At 59.5% G+C, this 22,234-nt stretch carries 28 protein-coding genes and 1 tRNA gene; 13 read left to right on the top strand and 16 right to left on the bottom strand.

The features are described from left to right. The first annotated feature begins 438 nt into the window (after positions 1-438). Positions 439-1,731 carry a TlpA family protein disulfide reductase gene (locus I2I05_RS17425; protein ID WP_196283545.1) on the top strand — a complete coding sequence of 431 codons (1,293 nt, stop codon included), beginning with the start codon at positions 439-441 and terminating at the stop codon, positions 1,729-1,731. A gap of 109 nt (positions 1,732-1,840) precedes the next feature. Then, positions 1,841-2,434 carry a Fic/DOC family protein gene (locus tag I2I05_RS17430; RefSeq protein ID WP_196283546.1) on the top strand — a complete coding sequence of 198 codons (594 nt, stop codon included), beginning with the start codon at positions 1,841-1,843 and terminating at the stop codon, positions 2,432-2,434. Here the strand turns inward: I2I05_RS17430 and I2I05_RS17435 are convergent. Together I2I05_RS17435 and I2I05_RS17440 are read right to left on the bottom strand one after the other, a co-directional pair. After that, entirely contained in the window at positions 2,403-2,579 is a 177-nt protein-coding gene (locus I2I05_RS17435; protein WP_196283547.1) for a hypothetical protein, read from the bottom strand. The two genes, I2I05_RS17430 and I2I05_RS17435, sit on opposite strands and share 32 nt — an antisense overlap. A 131-nt stretch (positions 2,580-2,710) precedes the next feature. Then, a complete protein-coding gene (locus I2I05_RS17440; RefSeq protein ID WP_196283548.1) occupies positions 2,711-3,322 on the bottom strand; it encodes a recombinase family protein in 612 nt (203 codons plus the stop codon). A gap of 181 nt (positions 3,323-3,503) precedes the next feature. Here I2I05_RS17440 and I2I05_RS17445 point away from each other — a divergent pair, with 181 nt between their 5' ends. Then, on the top strand, positions 3,504-3,935 hold the full coding sequence (locus I2I05_RS17445; protein WP_196283549.1) for an energy transducer TonB: 432 nt from the start codon (positions 3,504-3,506) through the stop codon (positions 3,933-3,935). Positions 3,936-4,021: 86 nt separating this feature from the next. On the opposite strand, the gene I2I05_RS17450 is transcribed toward I2I05_RS17445, so the two are convergent. Further along, entirely contained in the window at positions 4,022-4,411 is a 390-nt protein-coding gene (locus I2I05_RS17450) for a hypothetical protein (RefSeq protein WP_196283550.1), read from the bottom strand. 76 nt (positions 4,412-4,487) lie between these two features. Further along, on the bottom strand, positions 4,488-4,922 hold the full coding sequence (locus I2I05_RS17455; RefSeq protein WP_196283551.1) for a hypothetical protein: 435 nt from the start codon (positions 4,920-4,922) through the stop codon (positions 4,488-4,490). A gap of 201 nt (positions 4,923-5,123) precedes the next feature. Here I2I05_RS17455 and I2I05_RS17460 point away from each other — a divergent pair, with 201 nt between their 5' ends. The 4 genes from I2I05_RS17460 (at position 5,124) to I2I05_RS17475 (ending at position 8,072) form a co-directional block, all read left to right on the top strand. After that, positions 5,124-5,594: a hypothetical protein gene (locus I2I05_RS17460; protein WP_196283552.1), complete on the top strand. Its 471-nt coding sequence runs from the start codon at positions 5,124-5,126 to the stop codon at positions 5,592-5,594. Positions 5,595-5,693: 99 nt separating this feature from the next. Continuing rightward, a complete protein-coding gene (locus I2I05_RS17465) occupies positions 5,694-5,927 on the top strand; it encodes a hypothetical protein (protein WP_196283553.1) in 234 nt (77 codons plus the stop codon). A 137-nt stretch (positions 5,928-6,064) separates the two neighbouring features. Further along, positions 6,065-7,312 (top strand): alpha/beta hydrolase-fold protein, encoded by a 1,248-nt coding sequence (locus tag I2I05_RS17470; RefSeq protein ID WP_196283554.1) that lies wholly within the window; start codon positions 6,065-6,067, stop codon positions 7,310-7,312. A 289-nt stretch (positions 7,313-7,601) separates the two neighbouring features. Beyond that, positions 7,602-8,072 carry a nuclear transport factor 2 family protein gene (locus tag I2I05_RS17475; protein WP_196283555.1) on the top strand — a complete coding sequence of 157 codons (471 nt, stop codon included), beginning with the start codon at positions 7,602-7,604 and terminating at the stop codon, positions 8,070-8,072. A gap of 75 nt (positions 8,073-8,147) precedes the next feature. On the opposite strand, the gene I2I05_RS17480 is transcribed toward I2I05_RS17475, so the two are convergent. The 10 genes from I2I05_RS17480 to I2I05_RS17525 all read right to left on the bottom strand — a co-directional run bounded on the left by I2I05_RS17480 (position 8,148) and on the right by I2I05_RS17525 (position 14,620). Next, positions 8,148-8,738 (bottom strand): hypothetical protein, encoded by a 591-nt coding sequence (locus I2I05_RS17480; RefSeq protein WP_196283556.1) that lies wholly within the window; start codon positions 8,736-8,738, stop codon positions 8,148-8,150. Between the two features lie 198 nt (positions 8,739-8,936). Beyond that, positions 8,937-9,010: transfer RNA gene (locus tag I2I05_RS17485), tRNA-Asn, on the bottom strand. A 109-nt stretch (positions 9,011-9,119) separates the two neighbouring features. After that, a complete protein-coding gene (locus I2I05_RS17490; RefSeq protein ID WP_196283557.1) occupies positions 9,120-9,569 on the bottom strand; it encodes a Rieske (2Fe-2S) protein in 450 nt (149 codons plus the stop codon). Between the two features lie 37 nt (positions 9,570-9,606). Next, entirely contained in the window at positions 9,607-10,455 is an 849-nt protein-coding gene (locus tag I2I05_RS17495; protein ID WP_196283558.1) for a 3-hydroxyacyl-CoA dehydrogenase NAD-binding domain-containing protein, read from the bottom strand. An 81-nt stretch (positions 10,456-10,536) separates the two neighbouring features. After that, positions 10,537-11,508 (bottom strand): signal recognition particle-docking protein FtsY, encoded by a 972-nt coding sequence (ftsY, locus tag I2I05_RS17500; protein ID WP_196283559.1) that lies wholly within the window; start codon positions 11,506-11,508, stop codon positions 10,537-10,539. Positions 11,509-11,708: 200 nt separating this feature from the next. Further along, positions 11,709-11,873, bottom strand: coding sequence for a DUF4295 domain-containing protein (locus I2I05_RS17505; RefSeq protein ID WP_083322258.1), 165 nt, complete (start codon positions 11,871-11,873; stop codon positions 11,709-11,711). 8 nt (positions 11,874-11,881) lie between these two features. Beyond that, entirely contained in the window at positions 11,882-12,064 is a 183-nt protein-coding gene (gene rpmG / locus I2I05_RS17510) for a 50S ribosomal protein L33 (protein WP_035567317.1), read from the bottom strand. A 155-nt stretch (positions 12,065-12,219) separates the two neighbouring features. After that, positions 12,220-13,920 carry an aminopeptidase P N-terminal domain-containing protein gene (locus tag I2I05_RS17515; RefSeq protein WP_196283560.1) on the bottom strand — a complete coding sequence of 567 codons (1,701 nt, stop codon included), beginning with the start codon at positions 13,918-13,920 and terminating at the stop codon, positions 12,220-12,222. A gap of 194 nt (positions 13,921-14,114) precedes the next feature. Next, positions 14,115-14,354, bottom strand: coding sequence for a 50S ribosomal protein L28 (gene rpmB / locus I2I05_RS17520; protein ID WP_044003635.1), 240 nt, complete (start codon positions 14,352-14,354; stop codon positions 14,115-14,117). An 83-nt stretch (positions 14,355-14,437) separates the two neighbouring features. Beyond that, entirely contained in the window at positions 14,438-14,620 is a 183-nt protein-coding gene (locus tag I2I05_RS17525) for a DUF5522 domain-containing protein (RefSeq protein WP_196283561.1), read from the bottom strand. Between the two features lie 77 nt (positions 14,621-14,697). Here I2I05_RS17525 and I2I05_RS17530 point away from each other — a divergent pair, with 77 nt between their 5' ends. The 6 genes from I2I05_RS17530 (at position 14,698) to I2I05_RS17555 (ending at position 19,958) form a co-directional block, all read left to right on the top strand. Then, positions 14,698-15,207 carry a hypothetical protein gene (locus I2I05_RS17530; RefSeq protein ID WP_196283562.1) on the top strand — a complete coding sequence of 170 codons (510 nt, stop codon included), beginning with the start codon at positions 14,698-14,700 and terminating at the stop codon, positions 15,205-15,207. A 67-nt stretch (positions 15,208-15,274) separates the two neighbouring features. After that, positions 15,275-16,525: an ornithine--oxo-acid transaminase gene (gene rocD, locus I2I05_RS17535; protein WP_196283563.1), complete on the top strand. Its 1,251-nt coding sequence runs from the start codon at positions 15,275-15,277 to the stop codon at positions 16,523-16,525. 93 nt (positions 16,526-16,618) lie between these two features. After that, positions 16,619-17,761 carry an NAD(P)/FAD-dependent oxidoreductase gene (locus I2I05_RS17540; protein ID WP_196283564.1) on the top strand — a complete coding sequence of 381 codons (1,143 nt, stop codon included), beginning with the start codon at positions 16,619-16,621 and terminating at the stop codon, positions 17,759-17,761. 59 nt (positions 17,762-17,820) lie between these two features. Beyond that, positions 17,821-18,369 (top strand): hypothetical protein, encoded by a 549-nt coding sequence (locus tag I2I05_RS17545; protein WP_196283565.1) that lies wholly within the window; start codon positions 17,821-17,823, stop codon positions 18,367-18,369. An 83-nt stretch (positions 18,370-18,452) separates the two neighbouring features. After that, positions 18,453-19,439: a porphobilinogen synthase gene (hemB, locus tag I2I05_RS17550; RefSeq protein WP_196283566.1), complete on the top strand. Its 987-nt coding sequence runs from the start codon at positions 18,453-18,455 to the stop codon at positions 19,437-19,439. A gap of 12 nt (positions 19,440-19,451) precedes the next feature. Then, positions 19,452-19,958: a GNAT family N-acetyltransferase gene (locus tag I2I05_RS17555; RefSeq protein ID WP_196283567.1), complete on the top strand. Its 507-nt coding sequence runs from the start codon at positions 19,452-19,454 to the stop codon at positions 19,956-19,958. A 37-nt stretch (positions 19,959-19,995) separates the two neighbouring features. Here I2I05_RS17555 and I2I05_RS17560 read toward each other — a convergent pair whose 3' ends face one another. Both I2I05_RS17560 and I2I05_RS17565 read right to left on the bottom strand, forming a co-directional pair. After that, positions 19,996-20,703 (bottom strand): phosphatase PAP2 family protein, encoded by a 708-nt coding sequence (locus I2I05_RS17560; protein WP_196283568.1) that lies wholly within the window; start codon positions 20,701-20,703, stop codon positions 19,996-19,998. 114 nt (positions 20,704-20,817) lie between these two features. Further along, on the bottom strand, positions 20,818-22,161 hold the full coding sequence (locus I2I05_RS17565; RefSeq protein WP_196283569.1) for an APC family permease: 1,344 nt from the start codon (positions 22,159-22,161) through the stop codon (positions 20,818-20,820). Between the last annotated feature and the right edge of the window lie 73 nt (positions 22,162-22,234).

A 22,234-nucleotide genomic window follows, 5' to 3' on the forward strand; every position in this document is an offset into this window, starting at 1 on the left:
TCGTAACAGGCGCTGGCATTACGTCAACCTTGGTATTCGTGAGAGAGAAGGAGTAGGCAGAATTAACCCCTCCTTTCCCTAAACTAGTCGCAGTTGTTCGACACTACGTGCTATTGGGCCACTGCAGAGCCGGAGGAGTTTAAGAAACTCGTCTGCGAATCAACGTTTACGAAACACGCCGAAGGGATGCGTTTCGTGCACTCTCCTCCTCCGCCTTGCCGGTGGCCGCCAACTACCTTGCGGAACCCCCTTTTTGACACATCAAAAAGGCCGGCCCAGCGCTAAGTCGCCAAGCCGGCCCGGTGGCTCCGAAAGGCGCCTTTCGGAACCACCAGCAGAAGCTATTACGTGGAGTCGAGGCGAAGCAACCGCCGGTCGCGGCTACGTTAAGGGCCAGATAGGTAATAAGTCCCGCCCATTCGCTACTATTGCCTGCCCATGCCCTTGCTACCCTCCGGCGGCTTACCCGCGCGCGCTACCCCTACCCCCCCTTGGTTGCCCCAGGGCCTGCGTGCTACTAGTCGCTGGCTCGGCTGGCTGTGGCTGGTGTTACTGGCCAGCTGCCAAGCAAAGCCGCCTCCAGCTGCCCAGCCCTACGTGCTTGTCGCCGACATTGAAGGCTGCACCGACTGTCGCGCCCAGCTTTCTCTACGGGGCTATAGTTCTTTTCAGGACGTAGACAGCTCATCGACCAAGGACGGGCATTTCACCCTGCGGGGCACCCTCGCCCAGCCCGGCCTCTATAACTTGTTCTATTACAGCAACACCGACCACGCGGTGTCCGGTAGCCTGCAGCTGTATCTGCCCACCGACTCGGTGCACATCACCGCCACGCGCCAGCAGATTCGCACCAAGTTTTATCCTGAAAAGCCAGCTATCGGCTCTTACCTGCGCAATACGATCGTCTTCTCCACTTCCCCCAAGCAACGCGAGTGGGAACAGTATCTAGTGGGCCGCGACAGCCTCTGGAACCAGTATTTTGTGGACAAAGCCCGGCTGCAAGCCCGCTTTATGCAGGCCATGGGCACGGGCAACAAGGCCCGGATTGAGCAGTGGGCCGACTCGGCCCGCAGCTTCGACTACCGCGCCGGCGGCTACTGGGCGGCGGCCGCCGATGCTTTCGTGCGCCAGCACCCGGCGTCGGAGGTGGCGCTTTGGGCCATGCTCGACAACCGCGATGATTTACCGTCGGCCGAGCGCTTTCGCCGCTACTACCAGGCCCTGCCGGCGGCGTTGCGGGCGAGCTTCTACGGCCAGATCCTGGATAAGGAGCTCGCCCGCAACGAAGGCCGCAACCAGAACCGCCAGCGCTTTATCGGCAGTTACATCCACGGTTTAGCCGGCAAGACGCCTGCGGGCCAAAAGTTGGACGCGCCCCGCCTCTTTAAGCAAAATAAACTCACGCTGGTCGAGTTCTGGGCGAGTTGGTGCGGCCCCTGCCGGATGACGCTGCCCAAGTACTATGGCCTCTACAAGCAGTACCACCCCCAAGGCTTCGGCATGATTGGGGTGTCGCTGGACCGCGACTACAACAAGTGGGTGCAGGCCATCGCCGAGGACAGCCTGCGCATCCCCCACCTCTCAGAGCTGCAGGGCGGCCAGGGGGAGGATGCCCAGCGCTTCGGCATCCAGGGCATTCCCGCGAATCTACTCGTCGACAGCACGGGGCGCGTGGTGGCCGTCGATGTGGAGTACCCTCAGTTGTACAAACACTTACAGCGCGCGCTGTAAGGGGCGGTTAGCTGGCTCGAGCGGAGCCGCCAGGCTTACCGCCTAGTGCCAGTGCTCCTTTGAGGAAACACGCATCTTCAGGCTTCTTCGGACCCGCTACCTTTGCGCCATGGGGCATTACACCGACGCACCGGAAGATAATTTGCTGGGCTTGACGGACAAGGCGGCCTTGAACGAACAGGAAGCACTCGGTGTGGCCCGGGTCGAGCGCTACCTGCTCGAAGAATTTGAGTACCCCGTGGAGCTGTCGGTCGCGTTGCTGCAAGACTTGCACCGCCGGGCCTTCGGCCACCTCTACGATTGGGCCGGGCACTGGCGCACGCAAGTGCCCAACGTGGGCGCGTACCTGCCGCCCCCGGCCCACCGGGTGCCGCAGCTGCTCTACGAATTCGTCGACGAACTGCGCCACCGGCAGTCCCGGCTGCCGGAGGTTCCCACGGACGCGCAGGTGGCCGCCCTCTTGGCCTACGCGCACCACCGGCTGGTGGCCATTCACCCCTATACCAACGGCAACGGCCGGACCGCGCGCTTGTTCACCAACCTGTTGGCCTACAATTACGGCTACCAGGACGTGGTCTTGTACCGCCGCGAAAACGGCGCCGGGCGGACAGAGTATTTACAAGCGATCCGCCACGCGGACGCCCACGAGCCGGGCCCCTTGCAGGCGTTGATCAGCGCCCAGCTGCGCCCGCTGGGGACGTAGGGCCCGTTTGCTCGTAGAGGGCCTCCAAGCGATCCAGCGAAACGGTTTGGTTCTCCAGCGCCATCGAGGCGTACACCGAGCGCACCACCATGGCCTTGACCACGGCGGGGTCCTGCAGTTGGCGGAAGCGGTCGCGGAGTTTCATGGCAAAGGGGCGTGTGCGCAATAGAAGCCCAAAGGTACGGGCGAAGTTCCGCCGCGCCACGGTCGCTCGGCCGGGCGGCCGTTCTCCGCACAAGACGCGGAGGAGAGCGTCCCTGATCGCCGCCCCGCGGCTCAGGCCGGGGCGGTCACCGGGCTCGGCAGGGGGTGGGCGTGCAGGGACACGCCGCGGTGGCGCAGGTACTTGTAGAACGTGACCTTGCACACGCGCAGGCTGCGGGCCATGTCGTCGACGCTCAATTCGCGGGCCTTGTACAACAGCTCCGCCGCGCGGGCCGTGCGCTGGGCCTCCTCCGACAAGCCGGGCTTGCGCCCGCCGACGCGGCCCCGGGCGCGGGCCGCGGCCAGCCCGGCCAGGGTGCGCTCGCGGATGAGCTCGCGTTCGAACTCCGCGAGCGAGGCGAACAGGTTGAGCACGAGCCGGCCCTGGGCCGAGTGGGTGTTGATGGCGTCGGTCAGCGAGATCAAGCCGATGCCGCGGCGCTGCAGGTCGGCCACCAGGTCGAGCAGGTGCTTCAAGGAGCGGCCCAGCCGGTCGAGCTTGTAGATGTAGACCGTGTCGCCCGGGCGCACCTGCAGCAACAGCTTGTCGAGTTCGACCCGGGCGGCCAGGGCCCCGGAGGCTTTCTCTTGGTAGATGAGCTCGCAGCCGGCCTGGGTCAGGGCGTCGAGTTGGAGTTCCAAGTTCTGGTCGCGGGTCGAAACGCGGGCGTAGCCAATCTTCATGCGGAGGAGTTTACGAAACTCATCCCCTAACGCAGTTTCGTAAACTTTGATTGATAAACCAGTTTTTTAAACTCGGCTCACGCACGAATTGGCTGTTTTGAACGCTGGCAGGAGTTCCCAGCCGTCTACATTAGCGGTTTACACAAACGAGGGCAATTTTACTTCATAAGCCCCTACACAAATGAATGAAATACGCATCCGCTTGAAGCAGCTTGCTCTTTTCGGGTCTTTCATACTTGTGTTTACAACGGCAGTTAAGGGGCAGGCAGCTGCCAGTAAACGGGTATATGACTATGCAGAGGTGATGCCCAGCTACCGAAACGATACCCCACGGCATTGGCTGACCTACGTTTCAAAGGAATTAAGCCCCGTTTTGTATCGGAATAGGCAGCGGGAGGGGGAAGAGATAGCCAGCTTATACCTGCGGCTCCTTATTGACCAGAAAGGGCAGGTAAGCAACGTACAAATTACCCGCCCGCATTTATCGACTCGGTGCGGTCGGGAAGTGCGCGAGAAATTACTCACCATGACGGGCTGGACACCAGCTCGCATGCAAGGCAAGCCCGTTAGCTGCTGGGTTGCCTTGCCAGTGAGTTGCCTGAAATGGCAATAAAGCAGCTGGTTCAATGGGCCTGATGGGGAGGGCTATCCAGATACCCAGTAGAGTTCACGAAAACGGTCCGAATCGTGAAACGAGCGTTATTCTTCGTGAACGATTCTCAACCCCGCCAAGGTGGAATCGATGCGGCCGGTTGGCTCCACCTGCCAGAGTCCTTTCCCCGTGGCAAAGGCAGAGGAAGCCTCCACCCGAAGCGTTTTGCGCTTGAGGGCTCCTTCTTCCGGCAGCCGGTCCAAGTGGATGAGAGTGCCTGTACGGGTATAGCGGCCATGGGTAATGGTTTCCGAAAACAGGCCGACGGTGGTGTGGTCGAAGGTGCCATTGGCCCGCAAGGCCAGCCATTCTCCGTAACCGGCCACTGTGTCAAAGGAGGCCTGTAAGACGACGGGGCCGGCCGTAAAGTGCTGCACGCCTACGACCGCCAGCAGCGCACCAGCTAAGCAAAAAGTGGTCTTGACAATGTGAGCCATGCAGGGAACAAGGTAAGTTATGGTTCACGAAAACGGTCTCCAGCGCAAACGGCACCCTTTTTTTGAACCGATTGCCTTATAGCCGCTCAAAATGCATCAAGTAGTCGGTGCGCAACGAGTTGGCACCGATTGGCAGGTACTCGCCGCGCTGATACAAGTCCAACTGCCGCGTCGTCAATTTGCGAATGGTGAAGGACGCAAACGGCAGCGGGCACGTCACTTGGTCCCCCGCGTGGACGTAGGCGGTGGTGGTGCGCAAGGTGCTTTGCTCGTGGAAGAACGTCAGGTCGGTGCCCGTGAACGTGACCTGCGTAAACGGCAGGATGCCGGCCTGGGGCGGATACGTGGCCACCGCCTGGTTTTGGCGGTCGTAGATCACGGGCTCGGTCAAGCCCAGCCGCCACGTGCCTTCTAACGAGCCTGCCGGCTCCGGTTGCTCTGGGGTGCGCTTTTGGCAGGCGGTGGTGAGCAACGCCACCGCGCAGAACAGGGCAGACACGAGACGGGGCATAAGCAACGGAAGCGAATAAGTGGACTGCCATGAGCACGCCGAAAGCCGAGGCCTTGCCAAGATAGGGCGGTTTGTAGAGTGAACTAAAACGGTGGTGCTGTAAACGCGCTCTGTTTGATAAAAGGAGCGTAATCAATAGGGGCTCAATCTTTGTAGCTTTCGCCCTGCCCTACTTTCCACTCGTCCCCATCCCGTTCGCCCATGTATAAACGACTCCCGCCATTCGTTGCGGCCTGCGGTCTCCTGATCGGGCTGGCGGCATTCCAGGGAAATACCCCGCCACCCCCTGAAAAACGGGCGCGCAAGATCACCATGTACTACCTGCCCATCCACAGCTTTATTCGCTACCACATCGATTCCCTAATGATCAGAAGCAAGCACCAGTTGGAAACGCGCGTGCGCCAGCCCGACGCGTTTTTGACCCGACTCAAGACGTCGCTGGGGCCGGGACGAGCGGCGGATGCGATTAACTACCAGCATATTCGGATTTTGTACGCGGTTACGTACACCGACGGCAGCCAGCAAAAGATTTTGGCCGATGCCGGGGGGAACGTGTTGTGGAACGGCCGCCTGTACGAGGGCAGTAGGACCCTGGATCACGTACTGGAATCCCCAATCGGGCCCAAGGATCGAAAAAAAATAGACCTCCCCCAACGCAAAACGACCCGGTAAGTAATCGGCCAGGGCCTTCCTGATTGGTCTACCAAAACGGTCGGAAAGGCAAACGAGGTTAATATATATTAGGGAGTCTGCAGCATCTAGCTTTGCCGCATGCCAAAGGAGCTTTGTAAATGTGGCCAATTTCTTGACCTCGGCGCGATTCCCAATCCCGGGGAATGGCTGCTCATCGCCGATGTCGACTACGACCGCTACACCGGGCCCGTCGACGCCGAAACGCTCTATGCCGACATGAAGTCGATGCTGGTCTGCCCCCACTGTGGCCGGTTGCTGGTGTACTGGCAAGGCTTTGGCAACGGGTACACCGCCTATCGCCCGGAGGAGTAAGGCCTGTGCTGAACGGTTCACTTAAACGGTCCGAATACTAAAACGAGCATTTAATTGACTATCGGCTATTACCAAGCGAATCATGCATCCCCTATATACGCTTGTACATTTGAGCGCTTAAACCCAACCCTTTCTGGATGAAGTTATTTCTCCTCCTGTTTTTATTGGTCGGCCCCACACTGGCGCAGGCCCAAACGGTTAAAAACAACGCCATCGTCATCGGCCGGGTTGATAGCGTCACGTCGGTCGTCTTAAAGGAAAAGCGCCCGCTCTGGGTCTATGTGCCGGCCAGTGCCGGCGACCCGACCTACCTCCCGCAGCGCTACCCGGTGGTATACCTGCTCGACGGCGACGCTCATTTTGCCGCTGTGACGGCGATGATTCAGCAGCTGAGCCAGATGCCCAATACGGTGTGCCCGGAGATGATGGTCGTCGGCATTCCCAACACTAACCGCACCCGTGACCTTACCCCGTCCCGGCCAGCCAGCGCCGACTGGCTGCCCGCCGCCGAGCTGAAAAGTGCAGGCGGCGGCGAGAACTTCACCGCTTTTTTGGAAAAAGAGTTGATTCCCTACATCGACGCTTACTACCCTACCACGGCCCACCGCACCCTCATCGGCCACTCGTTTGGCGGGCTGCTGGTGCTAAATACGCTCGTGCACCATCCCGGTCTGTTTGAAAACTACGTGGCCCTCGACCCCAGCATGTTCTGGGACGGTGAGAAGCTGCTCAAGCAGGCCCATGACGCCCTGGCCCAACCTCGGTTTGCTGGCCGGGCGCTGTTCGTGGCCTCGGCCAACTCCACGGGGCTGGATTCGCTGCGGGTGTTGAAGGACCTTTCCGTGGGTGGGGAATTCACCCGCGCCAAGTGGAAGCTGCGCGACGAGCTAGGGCGCAACCGCCGCAATGGGCTGCGCTCCGCCTACAAATACTACCCCGCCGACACCCACAACACGCTGCCGCTGCTGGCGACCTATGACGCCCTGCATTTCCTATTTCAGCCCTATGCGCTCTCGCCGGCCGTCACCAACGAACTGGGTACGCCGGCCGCCAATTCGCCGGTCAACGGGGCGGTCCTGCTTACAGACCATTATCGGCAGGTATCGGCTCAGGCCGGCTACCCAGTGCTGCCACCTGAGTCGTTCGTCAACCAGCTCGCCTACTACTGGCTCTCACAAGCGGGGCAGTCCGCGCGGGCCCTGGATTTGTTTCAGCTCAACGTGCGCAACTACCCCACCAGCTTCAACGTCCACGACAGCCTGGGCGATTACTACCAGGGCCAGGGCCAGCCAACCCTGGCCATTGCCTCCTTCGCCAAGGCGCTGAAACTGCAAGAACGCCCGCTAACGCGGCAGAAGATGACGCAGCTTCAGGCGAAAAAGTAGCGGCCAACTGGGAACGCTCCGCCTCGGCGCGGGGGCGGCTAGTTGGGAGTGCAGTAGTCCATAGACGGGTGTAACAGAGTTTTTATAGCTAGGCCATCCTTGGCATACGAAGCGCCGCGAGTTCAGCCAAAGGGTAAATTGCTGCGAACCGAATTGGCTTGTTATCGGGGCCATCCGAGCCAAAAGCGGAAGCCATACTTGGCGGCGATTGGTCGTAGTTTCTACTTTCGCCTGTTCCACCGGCTCGGCCGGTGTTTTGCCTGTCTTGCTCCCTAATCCATCCCCGCTCATGGACCACAGCCGCCCACCCCTGCCCCCTTTTACCTTTGAAACCGCCGTCCAGAAAGCCCGCTTGGCCGAAAACGCGTGGAACGCGCGGGACCCGGAGCGGGTGTCCCTGGCGTATACCCCCGACAGCCAGTGGCGTAACCGCAGCGAGTTCTTCACCGGCCGCGCGTCCATCGTCGCGTTTCTCACCCGCAAGTGGGAACGGGAGCATGACTACCGGCTTATCAAGGAAGTCTGGGGCGTGCACGGGCACCAGATTGCCGTTCGCTTTCAGTACGAGTACCGGACGGCTGACGAGCAGTGGTATCGGGCCTACGGCAACGAGCAGTGGGCCTTTAATGAGTTGGGGCTCATGCAACGCCGCGAGGCCAGTATTAATGATGTCGCGATTGCCGAGGCGGAGCGCAAATTTCATTGGCTCCTGGGAGCTCGCCCCGTCGATCATCCCGGGCTGACGGAGCTCGGCCTGTAAGCAGACCGTTAGTTGAAACTGTTCAGCGAAAGGGTAGAAAAACGAAACGAACAGTTGCTTACTGCAAGCCATCCCTCATTCGGTCCCCGTCTTGGGCGTGGGCAGGCGCATGCTCTCTTGCAGATGGGCCAGCACCTCGCCGGTGATTTCGGTGAAGCACGTGCGCATGGTCGTCTGGAAGCGAGCGGCGATTTCTCGGTAGGGTTTGAAGTTGCCGTTGAAGTAGGTTTCGGCGGGCGTTACAGAGATTGAATCCGGGCCCGTGGTCTTTTCCAGGAACACGAAATCGCTCACCTGGTAGTGGTAGTTGCCTTGGCGCACCGTAATGGTGGCCGTATAGCGCATCACACAGGGCAAGAGGGTTTTGCCGCCCCAGTCGTAGGTAAAGGGGGCGACGCCCGTGGTACGCATCACCTCGCCATCGGTCACGCGCATGAGAACAGGGAGCTTACCAGCGGGTGCGACCCGTTGGGCCCAGGCGCGGGCGCGCAGCACCAACTCGGCTTGACTCACATCCGCGACCGGCACGAGTGCCTGATAGGATAGGCGGGACTGCTGACCCAGCAACCCAGGCGGCCGGACTTGGCCCCAGCCGGGAACGGTGAGGCCGCAGAGCAGGGCCACCAGCAGTCCAGGAAGAGGAACGGAGGCGAAACAAGACTTCATACCGGGGAGAACAAGCACTAGGAGGAGGCAAGCTACCACGCTTATCGGCGCAAGCGTATGCGACCGAAGGGGTTCACCTAAACGGTGGTTTTCGTAATACACCTAGCATCTAAAACACAACTAACAGAGCCAACCGGGGGCAAAACCGGGGGCAATAAATAAAAAAGGCCACTCACGATATCGTGAGTGGCCTTTTAGCGCTCCCTCCTGGGCTCGAACCAGGGACCCTCTGATTAACAGTCAGATGCTCTAACCGGCTGAGCTAAGGAAGCAATTGCTTGCCCGAAACCCGGTGTTGTTGTTTCGGACTGCAAACTTACGGCCTTCTCTAAAAAGACACAAGCCAAAACCGCTTTTTTTTCTAAAAACTTCTTCCACTCCTCAATTTGTGACATTCAGCAACGTTCCTTGCAAGCTCGTGCTGTACTGTTTCAAAGGTCTTGAGGTCGGACCACCAGTGACTTGGCCGCGCAAGTCGAACTGCGAAGAGCAACACGAATCTCGCATAAAAAAACGCGACTGGTCGAGGCTAACGAGTGCGCAGGCATCGTACGGCTGGTAGGGACAGTTGCGTTCAAAGGCCAAAAACGTATTGGCACTCTGCCGAACGATGATAACGCCCTTCACCCCGCCATCGCCGGCGGGGCCCTTGGCGGGCAAGGTAACGGCACCATTGTCGACGCGGAGGTTGGCGTATTGCTGATTGGTGATGTTGATGCTCAAGTTCACCGGGGCGTAGGGTATCAGCGGCTGGTCGTTGTTCTTGTCGCCGCACGCCCCCAGAAGGAAAACGGCCGCCGATAGCCCACACAAATTCACGGAACGTGCCAACAGACAGAGCAAATAATTCTTCATTTCGAATAAACCCTTAATACTTGTAGAATCCCTGGCCAGTTTTGCGGCCGTGGTGGCCAGCGTCTACCTTTTGCTGCTGAATGCGGCTGGGCCGAAATTTCGCATCCTGATGAAAGGAGGCAAACATGGCGCTGGTTACCGAGAAGTTGGTATCCACGCCAATTAGGTCCATCAACCGAAAAGGGCCCATTTTGAATCCACTGGCTTCCAGCAATTCATCCACCACCTGAAAAGAGGCCACGTTCTCCTCGACCACTTTCAGGCTCTCGACATAGTAATGCCGCGCTACCCGGTTCACAATAAAGCCGGGGGCATCGGCAGCCCGGACTGGGGTTTTGCCCAACCGCTTGGCCAATGTTTCCACCGCATCAGCCACTTCGGGCGCGGTAGCCACTCCGCTGATAACTTCCACCAACGGCATCAACGGGGCCGGATTGAAGAAGTGCATGCCCACCACCCGCTCCGGGTTCGGCACCTTGGCCGCCAGCTGCGTGATGGGCAAGGACGAAGTATTGGAAGCCAGAATGGTTTGCGGGCCGTTGATGGCTGCCAACTCCCCAAATAGCTGATGCTTCACATCTAGGCGCTCCACCACAGCCTCCACAATGAGGTCGGCCTGCACCACGCTCATGTCGGTAGTGATGGTGAGGCGGGCCAGGGCCGCGTCGCGCGCGTCGGCGCTGAGCTTGCTTTTTTCAACCAGCTTGCCCAGCCCGGCCGCAATAGCTGCCTGCGCTTTTTCCAGGGCGGCCGGGTTCAGGTCAAACAAAACAGTGGGCAAGCCGTGCTGGATGCCCAATTGGGCAATGCCGAGGCCCATCGTGCCGGCCCCAACCACGGCAAGGGTTTGAATGTCGTTCATGGTGCGAAGGTAAACGGCCCGCACGGCCAAGCAGAACTTGGCGGTGCGGGCCGCAGGGCGCTTTGCGCGAAAATTGGAAGCTTATTTCTTGAAAAGCGAATTTACAAACGTGTGCCGGTCGAAGAGTTGCAGGTCGGTCATCTTCTCTCCCACCCCGATGTAGCGCACCGGAATACTGAACTGGTCCGAGATGCCAATGACCACGCCGCCCCGGGCCGTGCCGTCGAGTTTGGTGATGGCCAAGGCCGTGACTTCGGTGGCTTTGGTGAACTCCTTGGCTTGCAGAAACGCGTTTTGGCCCGTGCTGCCATCCAGTACCAGCAGTACTTCGTGGGGCGCATCGGGAATCACCTTTTGCATCACGCGCTTGATTTTGCTCAGCTCGTTCATCAGGTTCACCTTGTTGTGCAGGCGGCCGGCCGTGTCGATGATGACCACATCGGCCCCCAGCTCCACGCCTTTGCGTACGGCGTCGTATGCGACCGAGGCCGGGTCAGTGTTCATGCCGTGGCTCACCACGGGCACGCCCACCCGTTCGCCCCAAATAATGAGTTGGTCAACGGCAGCCGCACGGAAGGTATCCGCCGCCCCTAGCACTACCTTTTTGCCCGCAGCATGGAAGCGGTGGGCCAGTTTGCCGATGGTCGTGGTTTTGCCCACGCCGTTCACGCCCACCACCATGATGACATAGGGTTGACCGGAACTGCCCGCGCTATCGAGCACGGCCATGGAGCCGGAGTTGTTGTCCTCCAGCAACGCCGCAATTTCCTCGCGCAGAATGCGGTCCAGCTCGCCGGTGCTCACGTATTTGTCGCGCGCCACCCGCGCCTCAATGCGGTCGATGACCTTCACCGTGGTTTCGATGCCGACGTCGGCGTGCACCAGTAGTCCTTCCAAATCATCGAGCACGGCTTCGTCCACGGTGTTTTTTCCCACCACGGCTTTGCTCAGCTGCTCAAAAAAATTGGCTTTGGTCTTTTCCAAGCCCGCATCAAGCGAGGCCTGCTGCGTGGTGCTTTCCTTGTCCTTTTTAAAAAAATCGAAGAGGCCCATGGGGGTTCGGTCATGCTGAGCTTGCGAAGCATCGTATCACGGTCGCAGGACTCTGATTGGTAACTCTATAAAAAGCAGCCGTGATGGGATGCTTTCTGCGTCAGCACGACAAAAGTCAGCCTGACGAAATTGGTAACACGCAAAAAGTCCCACGAAGGTGGGACTTTTTAAACTTCTACAAAGCCGATACCGGCCAGCAACTATTTGTTGCCGGTGGCCAGGTACTCCTGCACTTTGTCGAGGAGAACCATTTCCTCACGGAAGGTATAAGCACCGGTCTTCTCCGATTTAACGGCACGAATCACCTTTGCCCAGTTCTTGGCGTTCTCTGTGGTTTTCAGAGTTGCTACTACTTTCTTAGCCATTGTTCAGGTTATTTAATTTCCTTGTGAACGGTCATTTTCTTGAGGATGGGGTTGAATTTCTTCAACTCGATGCGCTCAGGGGTGTTCTTGCGGTTCTTGGTGGTGATGTAGCGCGAGGTGCCCGGCATCCCCGAGGTTTTATGCTCGGTGCATTCCATGATAACCTGCACCCGGTTTCCTTTCTTGGCCATCTCGACGGGGGTGTTGTTTTTTTAAATTTAGGACTGCAAAGGTACGGGTCTTTTTGGAAACGACCAAGGGTTATGTCGCAACTTTCAGTCCGAGAAGCAGAACGACCGTTGAGCAAGCTAAAAAAACAGTCCTGCTGAGCGCACAAGTACCCCAGCTATTTCAATTCAGGCAGCTTAAATCCCTCTAGGGCGCTGGGTTCTGCCATGAGCTTCTCAATATCGGCCACGGTGCGTGGCGCTTCGGCCGACATGTTTTCGTAGCCGGTGGTGGTAATCAACACATCGTCTTCAATGCGAACGCCGATGTTCCACCACTTGGGGTCGCAGGGCGAGCCGGCCGGAATGTAAATACCCGGCTCCACGGTGATGACGGTGCCGGGCTGCAAAGGGCCGTAGCTGCCCCGGTCGTGCACATCGAGGCCCAGGTAATGGCTGGAGCCGTGGGGGTAGTACTTGCGGAATTCGTCTTTCTTTTTGATGATGCCGAGCTTAAGCAGGCCATTGGCCACCACGTCCTGCGTGGCTTGGTTGGGGGCGTTGAACTCGGCCCCGGGGCGGCAAGCGGCAAAGCCGGCTTCCTGGGCGGCCAGCACCAACTCGTAAATCTGGCGCTGCGTGGGGCTGAACTTGCCGGAAGGTGGCGCGGTCCGCGTGACGTCGGCTGAATAGCCGTGGTATTCGGCCCCGCAGTCCATCAATATCAAGTCGTTGTCGAGGCGCTGTCGGTCGTTGGTTTCGTAGTGCAGGATGCAGCCGTTGGCCCCGGCGCCCACAATGCTGGGGTAGCCTTGGAATTCGGCTCCGTAGCGGCGGTACACGTACTCGTGCAAGCCTTGTACTTCCATTTCGCCCATTTCGGGCTTTACCAGCTTCATTACTTCGCGCTGGCCCATGGCGCTGATGCGGATGGCGCGGCGGAGCAAGGTCAGTTCTTCGGGGGTTTTGATGACGCGGAGTCCGTCGAGTTTCTGGCCCAGTGTGGCGTCGTCGAAGCGACCGGGGGGATTGGCGGCGATGGCTGCCTCGCGGGCGGCATCGGTGGTGGCCGCCAGGTACGCGCTTATCAGCGGCGCCGCCGCCAGAGAAGGTGTTTCCTTGATTCGGCTGTTGAGGTAGTCAGAAACCCGCTTGGCATTCCGGACGCCATTGCGCCGGATGGCGGCGCTGAGGGCGCTTATTTCGGGATTGTAGTTGGCGGGTATCCCGGCTTGCTGCCGGAACGTGGCCACCAGACTGTAGAGGTCGGCCGGGTTGTTGAAGTCGTCGCGGGCATCGGTGGGCAAGTCGACAAAGAGAATCTGTTCGAAATCGGCCCACGAAATACCCACGCTGCCAAACGTTTTGTTGTCGGCGGCAAACTGCAAGCCCAACTGGTTTTTGGCGCCGGCAGCGCCGAGGCGGCGGCCAGTCCACGACTCCCGCGCCGGGTCGCGCGTTTGGGTAAACAGGGCTTCGGTGACGCCCGCCTGCCCGCCCACGGTGCGCGGCTCTTTGAAAAGCAACAGCACAGCATCGGGCTCCTCGTAGCCGGTGAGGTAGTAAAAGTCGGGGTTTTGGTGGTAGATGAAGTCGACGTCATTGGCGCGGTTCCGCACCGGCGCGGCAAACAGAACGGCTACGCCTTTGGCCGGCAATTGGGCCCGCAGCAACTCGCGCCGCTGCTTATGAAAGGCGGGCGAAAGAAAATCGGTGGGGCGGGCAGGCACCGAAGCGGCCGTGAGCGGCTCGGGAATGGAAACGGCGTTTTGCGCTTCAGCCACCAAACCGGCCAGCACAAGGCAGCCTCCGAAAACGAGTTGAACCGTGCGCCGAACGGGCACAGGCGCGAGCAAATGAGGGAATAAAGAACGCCGCATAGTCATCAAAGGGTTGGGGAAAAGGGAGCTAAAAGCCAAGTTACCGCCAACAGACAAAGCCAGCGCCGATACAGTTGCCTGGAGGGCAAACGTATCGGCGCTGGCTTAGCGTATTTAGTGGAATGCCGGGCGGGCAGCAAGCTGAAAGACTGTCGTCTATCTACTCAGCACGCACCCGTGCCAATCACTAAAATCTAGTAAACAATGAAGCCCTGCTCCTTGGCCTTCTTCAATACCGACATGATGCCGTTCTTGTTGATGGTGCGGATGGTGGACGTAGCTACTTTCAAGGTTACCCAAGCATCCTGTTCGGGGATGTAGAAGCGCTTTTTCTGCAGGTTCGGATAGAACTTGCGCTTGGTCTTGTTGTTAGCGTGCGAAACGTTGTTACCAACGCGGGTACGCTTGCCGGTCAAATCACAAACACGGGCCATAATATCGGAGGGTTAAAAATTACAATGCAGGGAAACGGGCCGCAAATATCGGCAAAAGTCTGGCATTCACCAAGCACCCCGCGCTATTTCTGCCCAGATGCGTCCTGACGGCCTGATTTGGCCCGAAAATTCCAGGGGCAATGCCGGCAACCGCTCTGGCAGCAGCTGCCCCGGCGCCGGTGGTACTGCTCGGTGAAGACGAGGTAGCCCTCGGGCGTGTAGTAAAAATCGCCGGGCTGCAGCGGCTGGGGGACGGGGGTTGGCATCGGTGAATCAAAGTTACGGCCGGCTGCGTTGGAAGGATACTAACGGCTCTCGTGGCCATCATCTTCAGCTCTTTGCTATGAATACACTTCCGGCTTTCGTGGTGCCCCTACTGGCGGGCTTGGCGTGGTTGCAGGCCCCGGCGGTGGCAGCCCAGGGCACAGCCCCAATTGTGCTCACCGCCGCTTCGGCGCCGGCTGGCCTGCGGCCCGCCTTAACCCGCGATGAAACGGCTTTTGCCGACCCGCTTCGGGAAGCGCAGCGCACCCTGCCACAGGCCAAAAAACGGTTTCAGGCCGGTCTGCCGCAGGGTGACCAGTTTCTGATTTCGGTGCGGGTAGTGGCCTCGGATACCAGCTTCCGGCAGGCCTCCGCGCGGGTGCTGGGCTGGCGCGGCAACACGGTGCAGGCGCTGCTGCTGCCCGAAGAAGCCAACTCGGCCAGCCCAATGGAGCCACTGCCGGTGAGTTTCCCCGAAACCGCCGTGGTGGACTGGACGCTGCTGCGCGCCGGCGGCCGCGAAGAGGGCAACTACGTGGGCCGCTACCTCGATACCGCGCGCCAACTGGAGAGCTTGCCTTTTAGGTAAGCAGAACTTGCCCTGACGGCCCAAAAAACCGTAGTTTCGTGCGTTCACCTCTTATTTCCACCTGCTCATGCAAACCGCCTCCCCCACCGCCACCAGCAGCCGCGCCGAGCAGCTGATGCAGCTCGAAGACCAGTACGGTGCCCACAACTACCACCCGCTGCCCGTGGTGCTGAACCGCGGCGAAGGCGTGCACCTGTGGGACGTAGACGGCAAGCATTACTACGATTTTCTCTCGGCTTACTCGGCCGTGAACCAGGGGCATTGCCACCCGCGCATCATCGGGGCGCTCACCAAGCAGGCCCAGCAGCTCACGCTCACGTCGCGGGCGTTTTTTAACGACCAGCTGGGCGCGGCTGAAAAGCAGCTGTGCGAGCTGTTCGGCTACGATAAATCCCTGCTGATGAATTCCGGCGCCGAAGCCGTGGAAACGGCCCTCAAACTGGCCCGCAAGTGGGGGTACCAGGAGAAAGGCATTGCGCCGAATACGGCCCGCATTCTGGTGGCCGAGCACAACTTTCACGGGCGCACCACGGGCATTATTTCCTTCAGCACCGACCCCGACAGCACGGGCGGCTTTGGGCCGTACATGCCCGGCTACCAAGTGGTGCCCTACAACGACATAGAGGCGCTGGAAGAAGCCCTGAAAGACCCGCACGTGTGCGCCTTCATGGTGGAGCCCATTCAGGGCGAGGCTGGCGTGATGGTGCCCGCCGTGGGCTACCTCGCCCAGGCCGCCGAACGGTGCCGGGCCCACAACGTGCTATTTGTGGCCGATGAAATCCAGACCGGTCTGGGGCGCACCGGCAAGCTGCTGGCCTGCGACCACGAAGCCGTGCACGCCGACATTCTTATTCTGGGCAAGGCGCTGAGTGGGGGGGTGCTGCCGGTTTCGGCGGTGCTGGCCAACGATAAAATCATGCTCACCATCCAGCCCGGTCAACACGGCTCCACCTTTGGCGGCAACCCACTGGCCTGCGCCGTGATGCGCGCCGCGCTCGATGTGCTGCAGGAAGAAGAACTGGCCCAGAACGCGGCCAAGCTGGGCGAACTGTTCCGCGAGCGGATGCGCCAGGTGCAAGCCAAGCGCCCCGAAGTGGTGGAACTGGTGCGCGGCAAAGGCCTGCTCAACGCGGTGGTTATCCGGCCCGCTGATGACGGCCGCACCGCCTGGGACGTGTGCGTGACCCTGATGGAGCGCGGCGTGCTGGCCAAGCCCACCCACGGCGACATCATCCGCTTCGCCCCGCCACTGGTGATAACGGAAGAGCAGTTGCACGAGGCCTGCGACATCATCGAAGGCGTGATAATGGCATTCTAAGCCTTTTTCTACCCGGCCATGCCGGCAATGAGAGGAGTTGTACCAAGGCCGTAATTTGCGTCCTCGGTGCAACTCCTTTTTACATCTCTCGTTGTGCAAAACCCTTCGAATCTATCTTACTGGGAGTACCAAGCGTTTTTCGGGCCGGCCGATGTCGTGATTATCGGCGCCGGAATCGTGGGGCTCACGGCGGCGCTGTACCTCAAGCAACGGCAGCCCACTTGGCGCGTGGTGGTTCTGGAGCGCGGACCATTGCCCAGCGGCGCCTCCACCAAAAACGCGGGGTTTGCGTGTTTTGGGTCGATTTCAGAATTGATTGAGCAGGAAAAACGCGGCGACCTGGAAGCGGTAGTTGCTGCTCGGTGTGCCGGCTTGGCCCGGCTGCGCGACTTGGTGAGCGATGCCGCGCTGGACTACCAGCCCGTGGGCGGCTACGAGTTATTCCGACACGAAGAAGCCGAGCTAGCCAGCGAATGTGTTGCGAAAATCGGCTATTTCAACAACCTGCTGGCCCCGGTAACGGGCCACCCACAAACCTTCCGGGATGCCAGCGCGGACGCCCGCCAATTCGGTTTCCAGGGCGTGGGCACCTTGCTCAAGAATGAGTGCGAAGGCAGCCTCGATGCCGGCCGGATGATGCGCGCTTTGCTCACCCGCACCTGGGCGGCAGAGGTACCTGTGCTCACCAACTGTGCAGTCGAAGCCTTGGAAACTGCACCAAGCGGCCAGCTCCACGTGCGGCTCGCCAACGGCGCTTGCATCGAAACCGGGCAAGTGCTGGTGGCTACCAATGCCTTTGCCAGCGAACTGCTGCCGAGCGTAGAAGTGAGTCCCGGCCGCGGCCAGGTATTGGTTACCGAACCACTGCCGGAGGTGCGCCTGTCCGGCACCTTCCATTACGACCACGGCTACGCGTATTTCCGCCAGCTGCCCGATAAACGACTGCTGCTCGGCGGCGGCCGCAACCTGAATTTCGCTGCTGAGCAAACCACCACGCCCGGGCTAACGGCTCCGGTGCAACAATACCTCGAAAACCTGCTGCACGACGTTATTTTGCCTGGCCAGCGGCCCCAAATTGACTACCGCTGGAGCGGCGTAATGGGTTTTGGCCCCGCCTTGGCGCCCATTATTGACTGGGTACGGCCGGGTGTGCTAGCGGCGGTGCGTTGCAATGGCATGGGCGTGGCGATGGGCGCCGGCACCGGCTGGCTGGCCGCCCAAAAGCTGGCCGGTTGACAGCGGAATTAAGCCGATATCCGTAGAGCTTAACGCGGCCTCACCTTCCCGTTCACCTTATGGTTTTTACTACGCGTCTTCGCTTCTTTCGCTTTCGTTTATTAGGCTTTCTGGTGATTTCCGGGGAGATGGCCAGCAGCTGCCAGAGCAGCCGGCCCAGCTTTTCGTTTCAACCGGCCCCGCACCACGAGCGAGCAGCACAAATGCCTCCGGTTGAGGCAGCCGCCGACTCTACTGTGGCAGCCGTCGGGCTTCCAGCTCTCGCCACGCCCCCCCTACCGCGCCTGGCCGCTGAGTCAGTGCGCGAAAAGCGACGTCCAACCACCCCACAATCGTCGAAACAACCCGTAGCCACTAGCTTAACCACCGTTGTACTCTCACCAGCATCGGCGGCGGTACATCGGCGTGAGTGGCTGCGCCGGCCGCATGCCACCGCGGAGGTTGGGCTTGGTACCACGGTGCTGGGGGTGCTGGGGCTGATAGCTCTGCCCATTGCGCTAATCGGGCTGGTGGTTAGCGGAGGCGGGCTGGTGTGGGCTGTTGTGGCCGGATTGGCCGCCGTAGCCGTTTTGGTGGCTTACCTCGACCCGTTTGGCCGGCAGGAGTGAACTTTGCAGCCTGGCGTTGCTTGTTTAGCACCGTTCTTCATCTCAACTTTTGCTGTGCGGGCCCGGCCCGCCATTCTTTCTATATGCTGCCTACCCACCGCCCCCGCCGCAACCGCAAATCCGAGGTTATTCGCGACATGGTGCAGGAAACCCGCCTCACCACCCACGATTTTATTTATCCACTCTTCCTCATCGAAGGCCAGAACCAAACGCTGGAAGTGAAGTCCATGCCGGGCATTCACCGCTTCACAGCCGACCGGATAATTGACGAAATCGGGCAGTGCGTGGAGCTGGGCGTGAAAACTTTCGCTCCTTTCCCGAGCATCAACGATAGTTTGAAGGACCGACTGGCCAAAGAATCGGCCAACCCCGAGGGCTTGTATCTGAAGACGGTGGCCGACATCAAGCGCCAGTTTCCGGACGTGGTGCTGATGACCGATGTGGCCATGGACCCTTACAGCAGCGACGGCCACGATGGCGTGGTAGATGCCGAATCCGGCGAAATCCTGAACGACGCGACCTTGGAAGTGCTTGGCCAGATGGCTCTGGCCCAGGCCCGCGCCGGCGCCGATATCATCGGCCCGAGCGATATGATGGACGGCCGGGTGGCCTGGATTCGGCGGGTGCTGGATGAGAATGCGTTTCAGCACGTGAGCATCATGAGCTACACGGCCAAGTACGCCTCGGCCTTCTACGGTCCGTTCCGCGATGCCTTGGATTCAGCCCCGAAAAAAGGCGACAAGAAGAGCTACCAAATGAACCCCGCCAACAAGCGCGAGGCCCTGCGCGAATTGGCACTGGATGAAGCCGAAGGCGCCGATATGGTGATGATAAAGCCCGCCCTGAGCTACCTCGACGTGATTCACGTGGTAAAAGAGCGCACCCACCTGCCCGTGACGGCCTACAACGTGAGCGGCGAGTACGCCATGGTGAAAGCCGCCGCCCAAAACGGCTGGCTCGACGGCGAAAAGACGATGATGGAAGTACTAACCAGCATTAAACGAGCCGGCGCCGATGCCATTCTGACCTACTTCGCCAAGGAAGCGGCCGCCGTGCTGCGCCGCGGCTAAACCCTGCTTACCATGCTTGCAACCCGCCGTGCAACGCTGGCCGATGTGCCGGCTATTCTGGCCCTGATAAGCCGCGTGGTGCCGTTGATGAACGCCAGCGGCAACTTCCAATGGTCAGCGGATTATCCTAACGAAGCCGTTTTTGCCAGTGATGTGGCGCGCGGCCACCTGTGGGTGACGGAGTTTGATGGCACAATAGCCGGCGTAGCCGCCCTCACCACAGACCAGGACGAGGAATATGCGCAAGCCGACTGGGACGTGAGCGAACCCGCCTTGGTAACGCACCGGCTGGCCGTAAACCCGGCCGCGCAGGGCAAAGGCGTGGCTTTAGCCCTCATGCAGCAAGCCGAGACGCAGGCCATAGCGCAAGGCTTGCGCGTGCTGCGGGTAGACACCAACTCGGAAAACGCGGCCACGCAACGACTTTTCCCGAAGTTGGGTTACCGGTTTGCGGGCGAAATCACGCTGGGGTTTCGGCCGGGGTTGCGGTTTTTCTGCTACGAGAAGCGGCTGGGTTAATTGGGCGCAGGAAGCAATTTCGGGGAAAGAACTTGTGCTAATGCGTCATTAAGAAGAAAGATAAAAACTCTCGCACGTCATCAAACATGGAACTGACCTGGGAAGTAAAAAAGAACAGGCAAGCGTATAACAAGCCAGGGTAGCGTTTGCCGAAAGAAAGCACGGGCGCCGCTACGCGTTGTAGCGAGCGGGAGCGTGTGGCTAGCAACACGCAACTGGTGCCTATTGCCGCTCCAGCTAGTAAATCGGTGGGATTATGTACGCCTTCGTACATACGCGGTAGGCAGATGAAAATTACCGCGTAAACCAAAGCAACCAATCCAATTCGCCGGGAGACCAGCATAATGCCCGTCACCATGGAAAAGACCAGCGTGGCAGTGTCGCTTGGCATGGAATTAAGGTCGGTGAAGGAAGCAACCTGATTGGTGCGCCAGTCAGCAATGGGGGCCACGAAATGCAATTCTTTATTATACAGTGGTCTGGCGCGAAACGGCAGCTCGTGCACCAACACCCGGGCAATAAGCATAGCCAAAAGAGCACCCATCAGCGTGCCTATTAGAACCTGGCGTACCCGATTTCTATTAGCTGCTGATGCTGAAAACCAGAGAAACCAAAGCAGTATCGATAGTACACCTCCTTTCAATAGATTATTAGTAACAAATTGCGCTACCACTGAATCGAAAAAGCCCGATTTGCGCGCAAATTGGTTGATAAAGGCGATAATAGAATAGTCTAAAGCATTCATAAGTTATACAGTAATGCAATTCGTTACTGTATAAAAATAATAAATTTTATTAACTTAATAATAATCAAATGCCAAGCAGGAAAAAAATAACAACCCTCAACTATTCATTCGCTGTTACTTTTTTTCAAACGGCCACCGCTTCAAGCGGCGGCTCCAGAGCAGGAACACCCCCGCACCCAGCACGATAACCGTGAGACCGGAGAGCATGAATTTCGCCCCGGTGCTGTAGAAAACCAGCAGCCACACGGCAATGGCCAGGATTACCGGCAACGGGTAAAGTGGCATTTTGAACGGCAGCCGGTCGGTGCCAAGGCGACGGCGCAACAGCACCAGTCCCACCGCCTGGCCCACAAATTGCACCAAGATGCGCATGGCCAAGATGGCCGTAATCACCTCGCCCAGCCGGAACAGCAGGCTGAAGACAAAGCCCACTCCGCCCAAAATCAGCAGCGACACGTGGGGGAAGTTCTTGGTGGGGTGCAGGCGGCCGAATAGCGGCAGAAACTCGCCATCGGCGGCGGCGGCGTAGGGGATGCGCGAGTAGCCCAGCAGCACCGCAAACAGGGAAGCAAACGCCACCAGCAGCACCAGCGCGGTGGCCGCTTGCGCGGCTCCGGCGCCGTAAATCTTCTCCACGAAAGAGCTAACGATGAACTCCGACTTGCTGGCTTCCTGCCACGGAATGACCGTGCCTACACTCCAATTGAGCAACAGGTAAAGCGCCATGATGCCCAGAATGCTCAGGAAAATGCTGCGCGGAATCACACGCTGCGGGTTCTGAATTTCACCGCCCAAGTGGCAAACATTATAGTAGCCCAGGTAGGAATAAATAGTTTTGATGGCGGCCTGGCCCATGGCGGCCGATAAAAGCACGCCGGGCAGAGCACTCACGCCCCCGCTGGGCAGCCAAGCTACTTCGTGGTTGGGATGGGTGAGGCCACCGAAAATCAGCCAGCCCATGAGGCCCAGCACGCCCACCCAAAGCATCACGCCGAGCTTGCCGATGTCTTCGATGCGGCGGTAGAGCAGCACGATGAGCAGCAGCACCACGGCGCCCGACACCATTTTGGGCTGCCACCATTCGGTCAGAGGCACGAGGTAGCCGAAGTACTGGGCGAAGCCAATGGCACCCGAGGCCAGCACCAGCGGCGCCTGCACCAGCGTCTGCCACACGTAGAGAAACGACATCAGCCGGCCCCACTTCTGTTCGCCGTAAGCCAGCTTGAGAAAGCGGTAAGAGCCACCGGCTTCGGGGTAGGCGGCGCCCAGTTCGCTCCAAATCAACCCATCGATGAGGGCCAGGCCCGCCCCTACCAGCCACGCCAGCAGGAAATTGGGCCCCATAAAGCCCATGACGAGCGGCAGCGTGACGAATGGTCCGATACCGACCATGTCAATCATATTTAGCGCAGTGGCTTGAACGAGGCCGAGACGGCGCTGCAACGAAGGTTGGGACATGAGGCGAAAGTAGCGCCCAGGCGGCATTGCAAGCGCGACGGTACGGCCTTCCGGCCAACGCCAACTGCTACTG

The organism is Hymenobacter jeongseonensis (genome assembly GCF_015694725.1).
Classification (GTDB): domain Bacteria; phylum Bacteroidota; class Bacteroidia; order Cytophagales; family Hymenobacteraceae; genus Hymenobacter; species Hymenobacter jeongseonensis.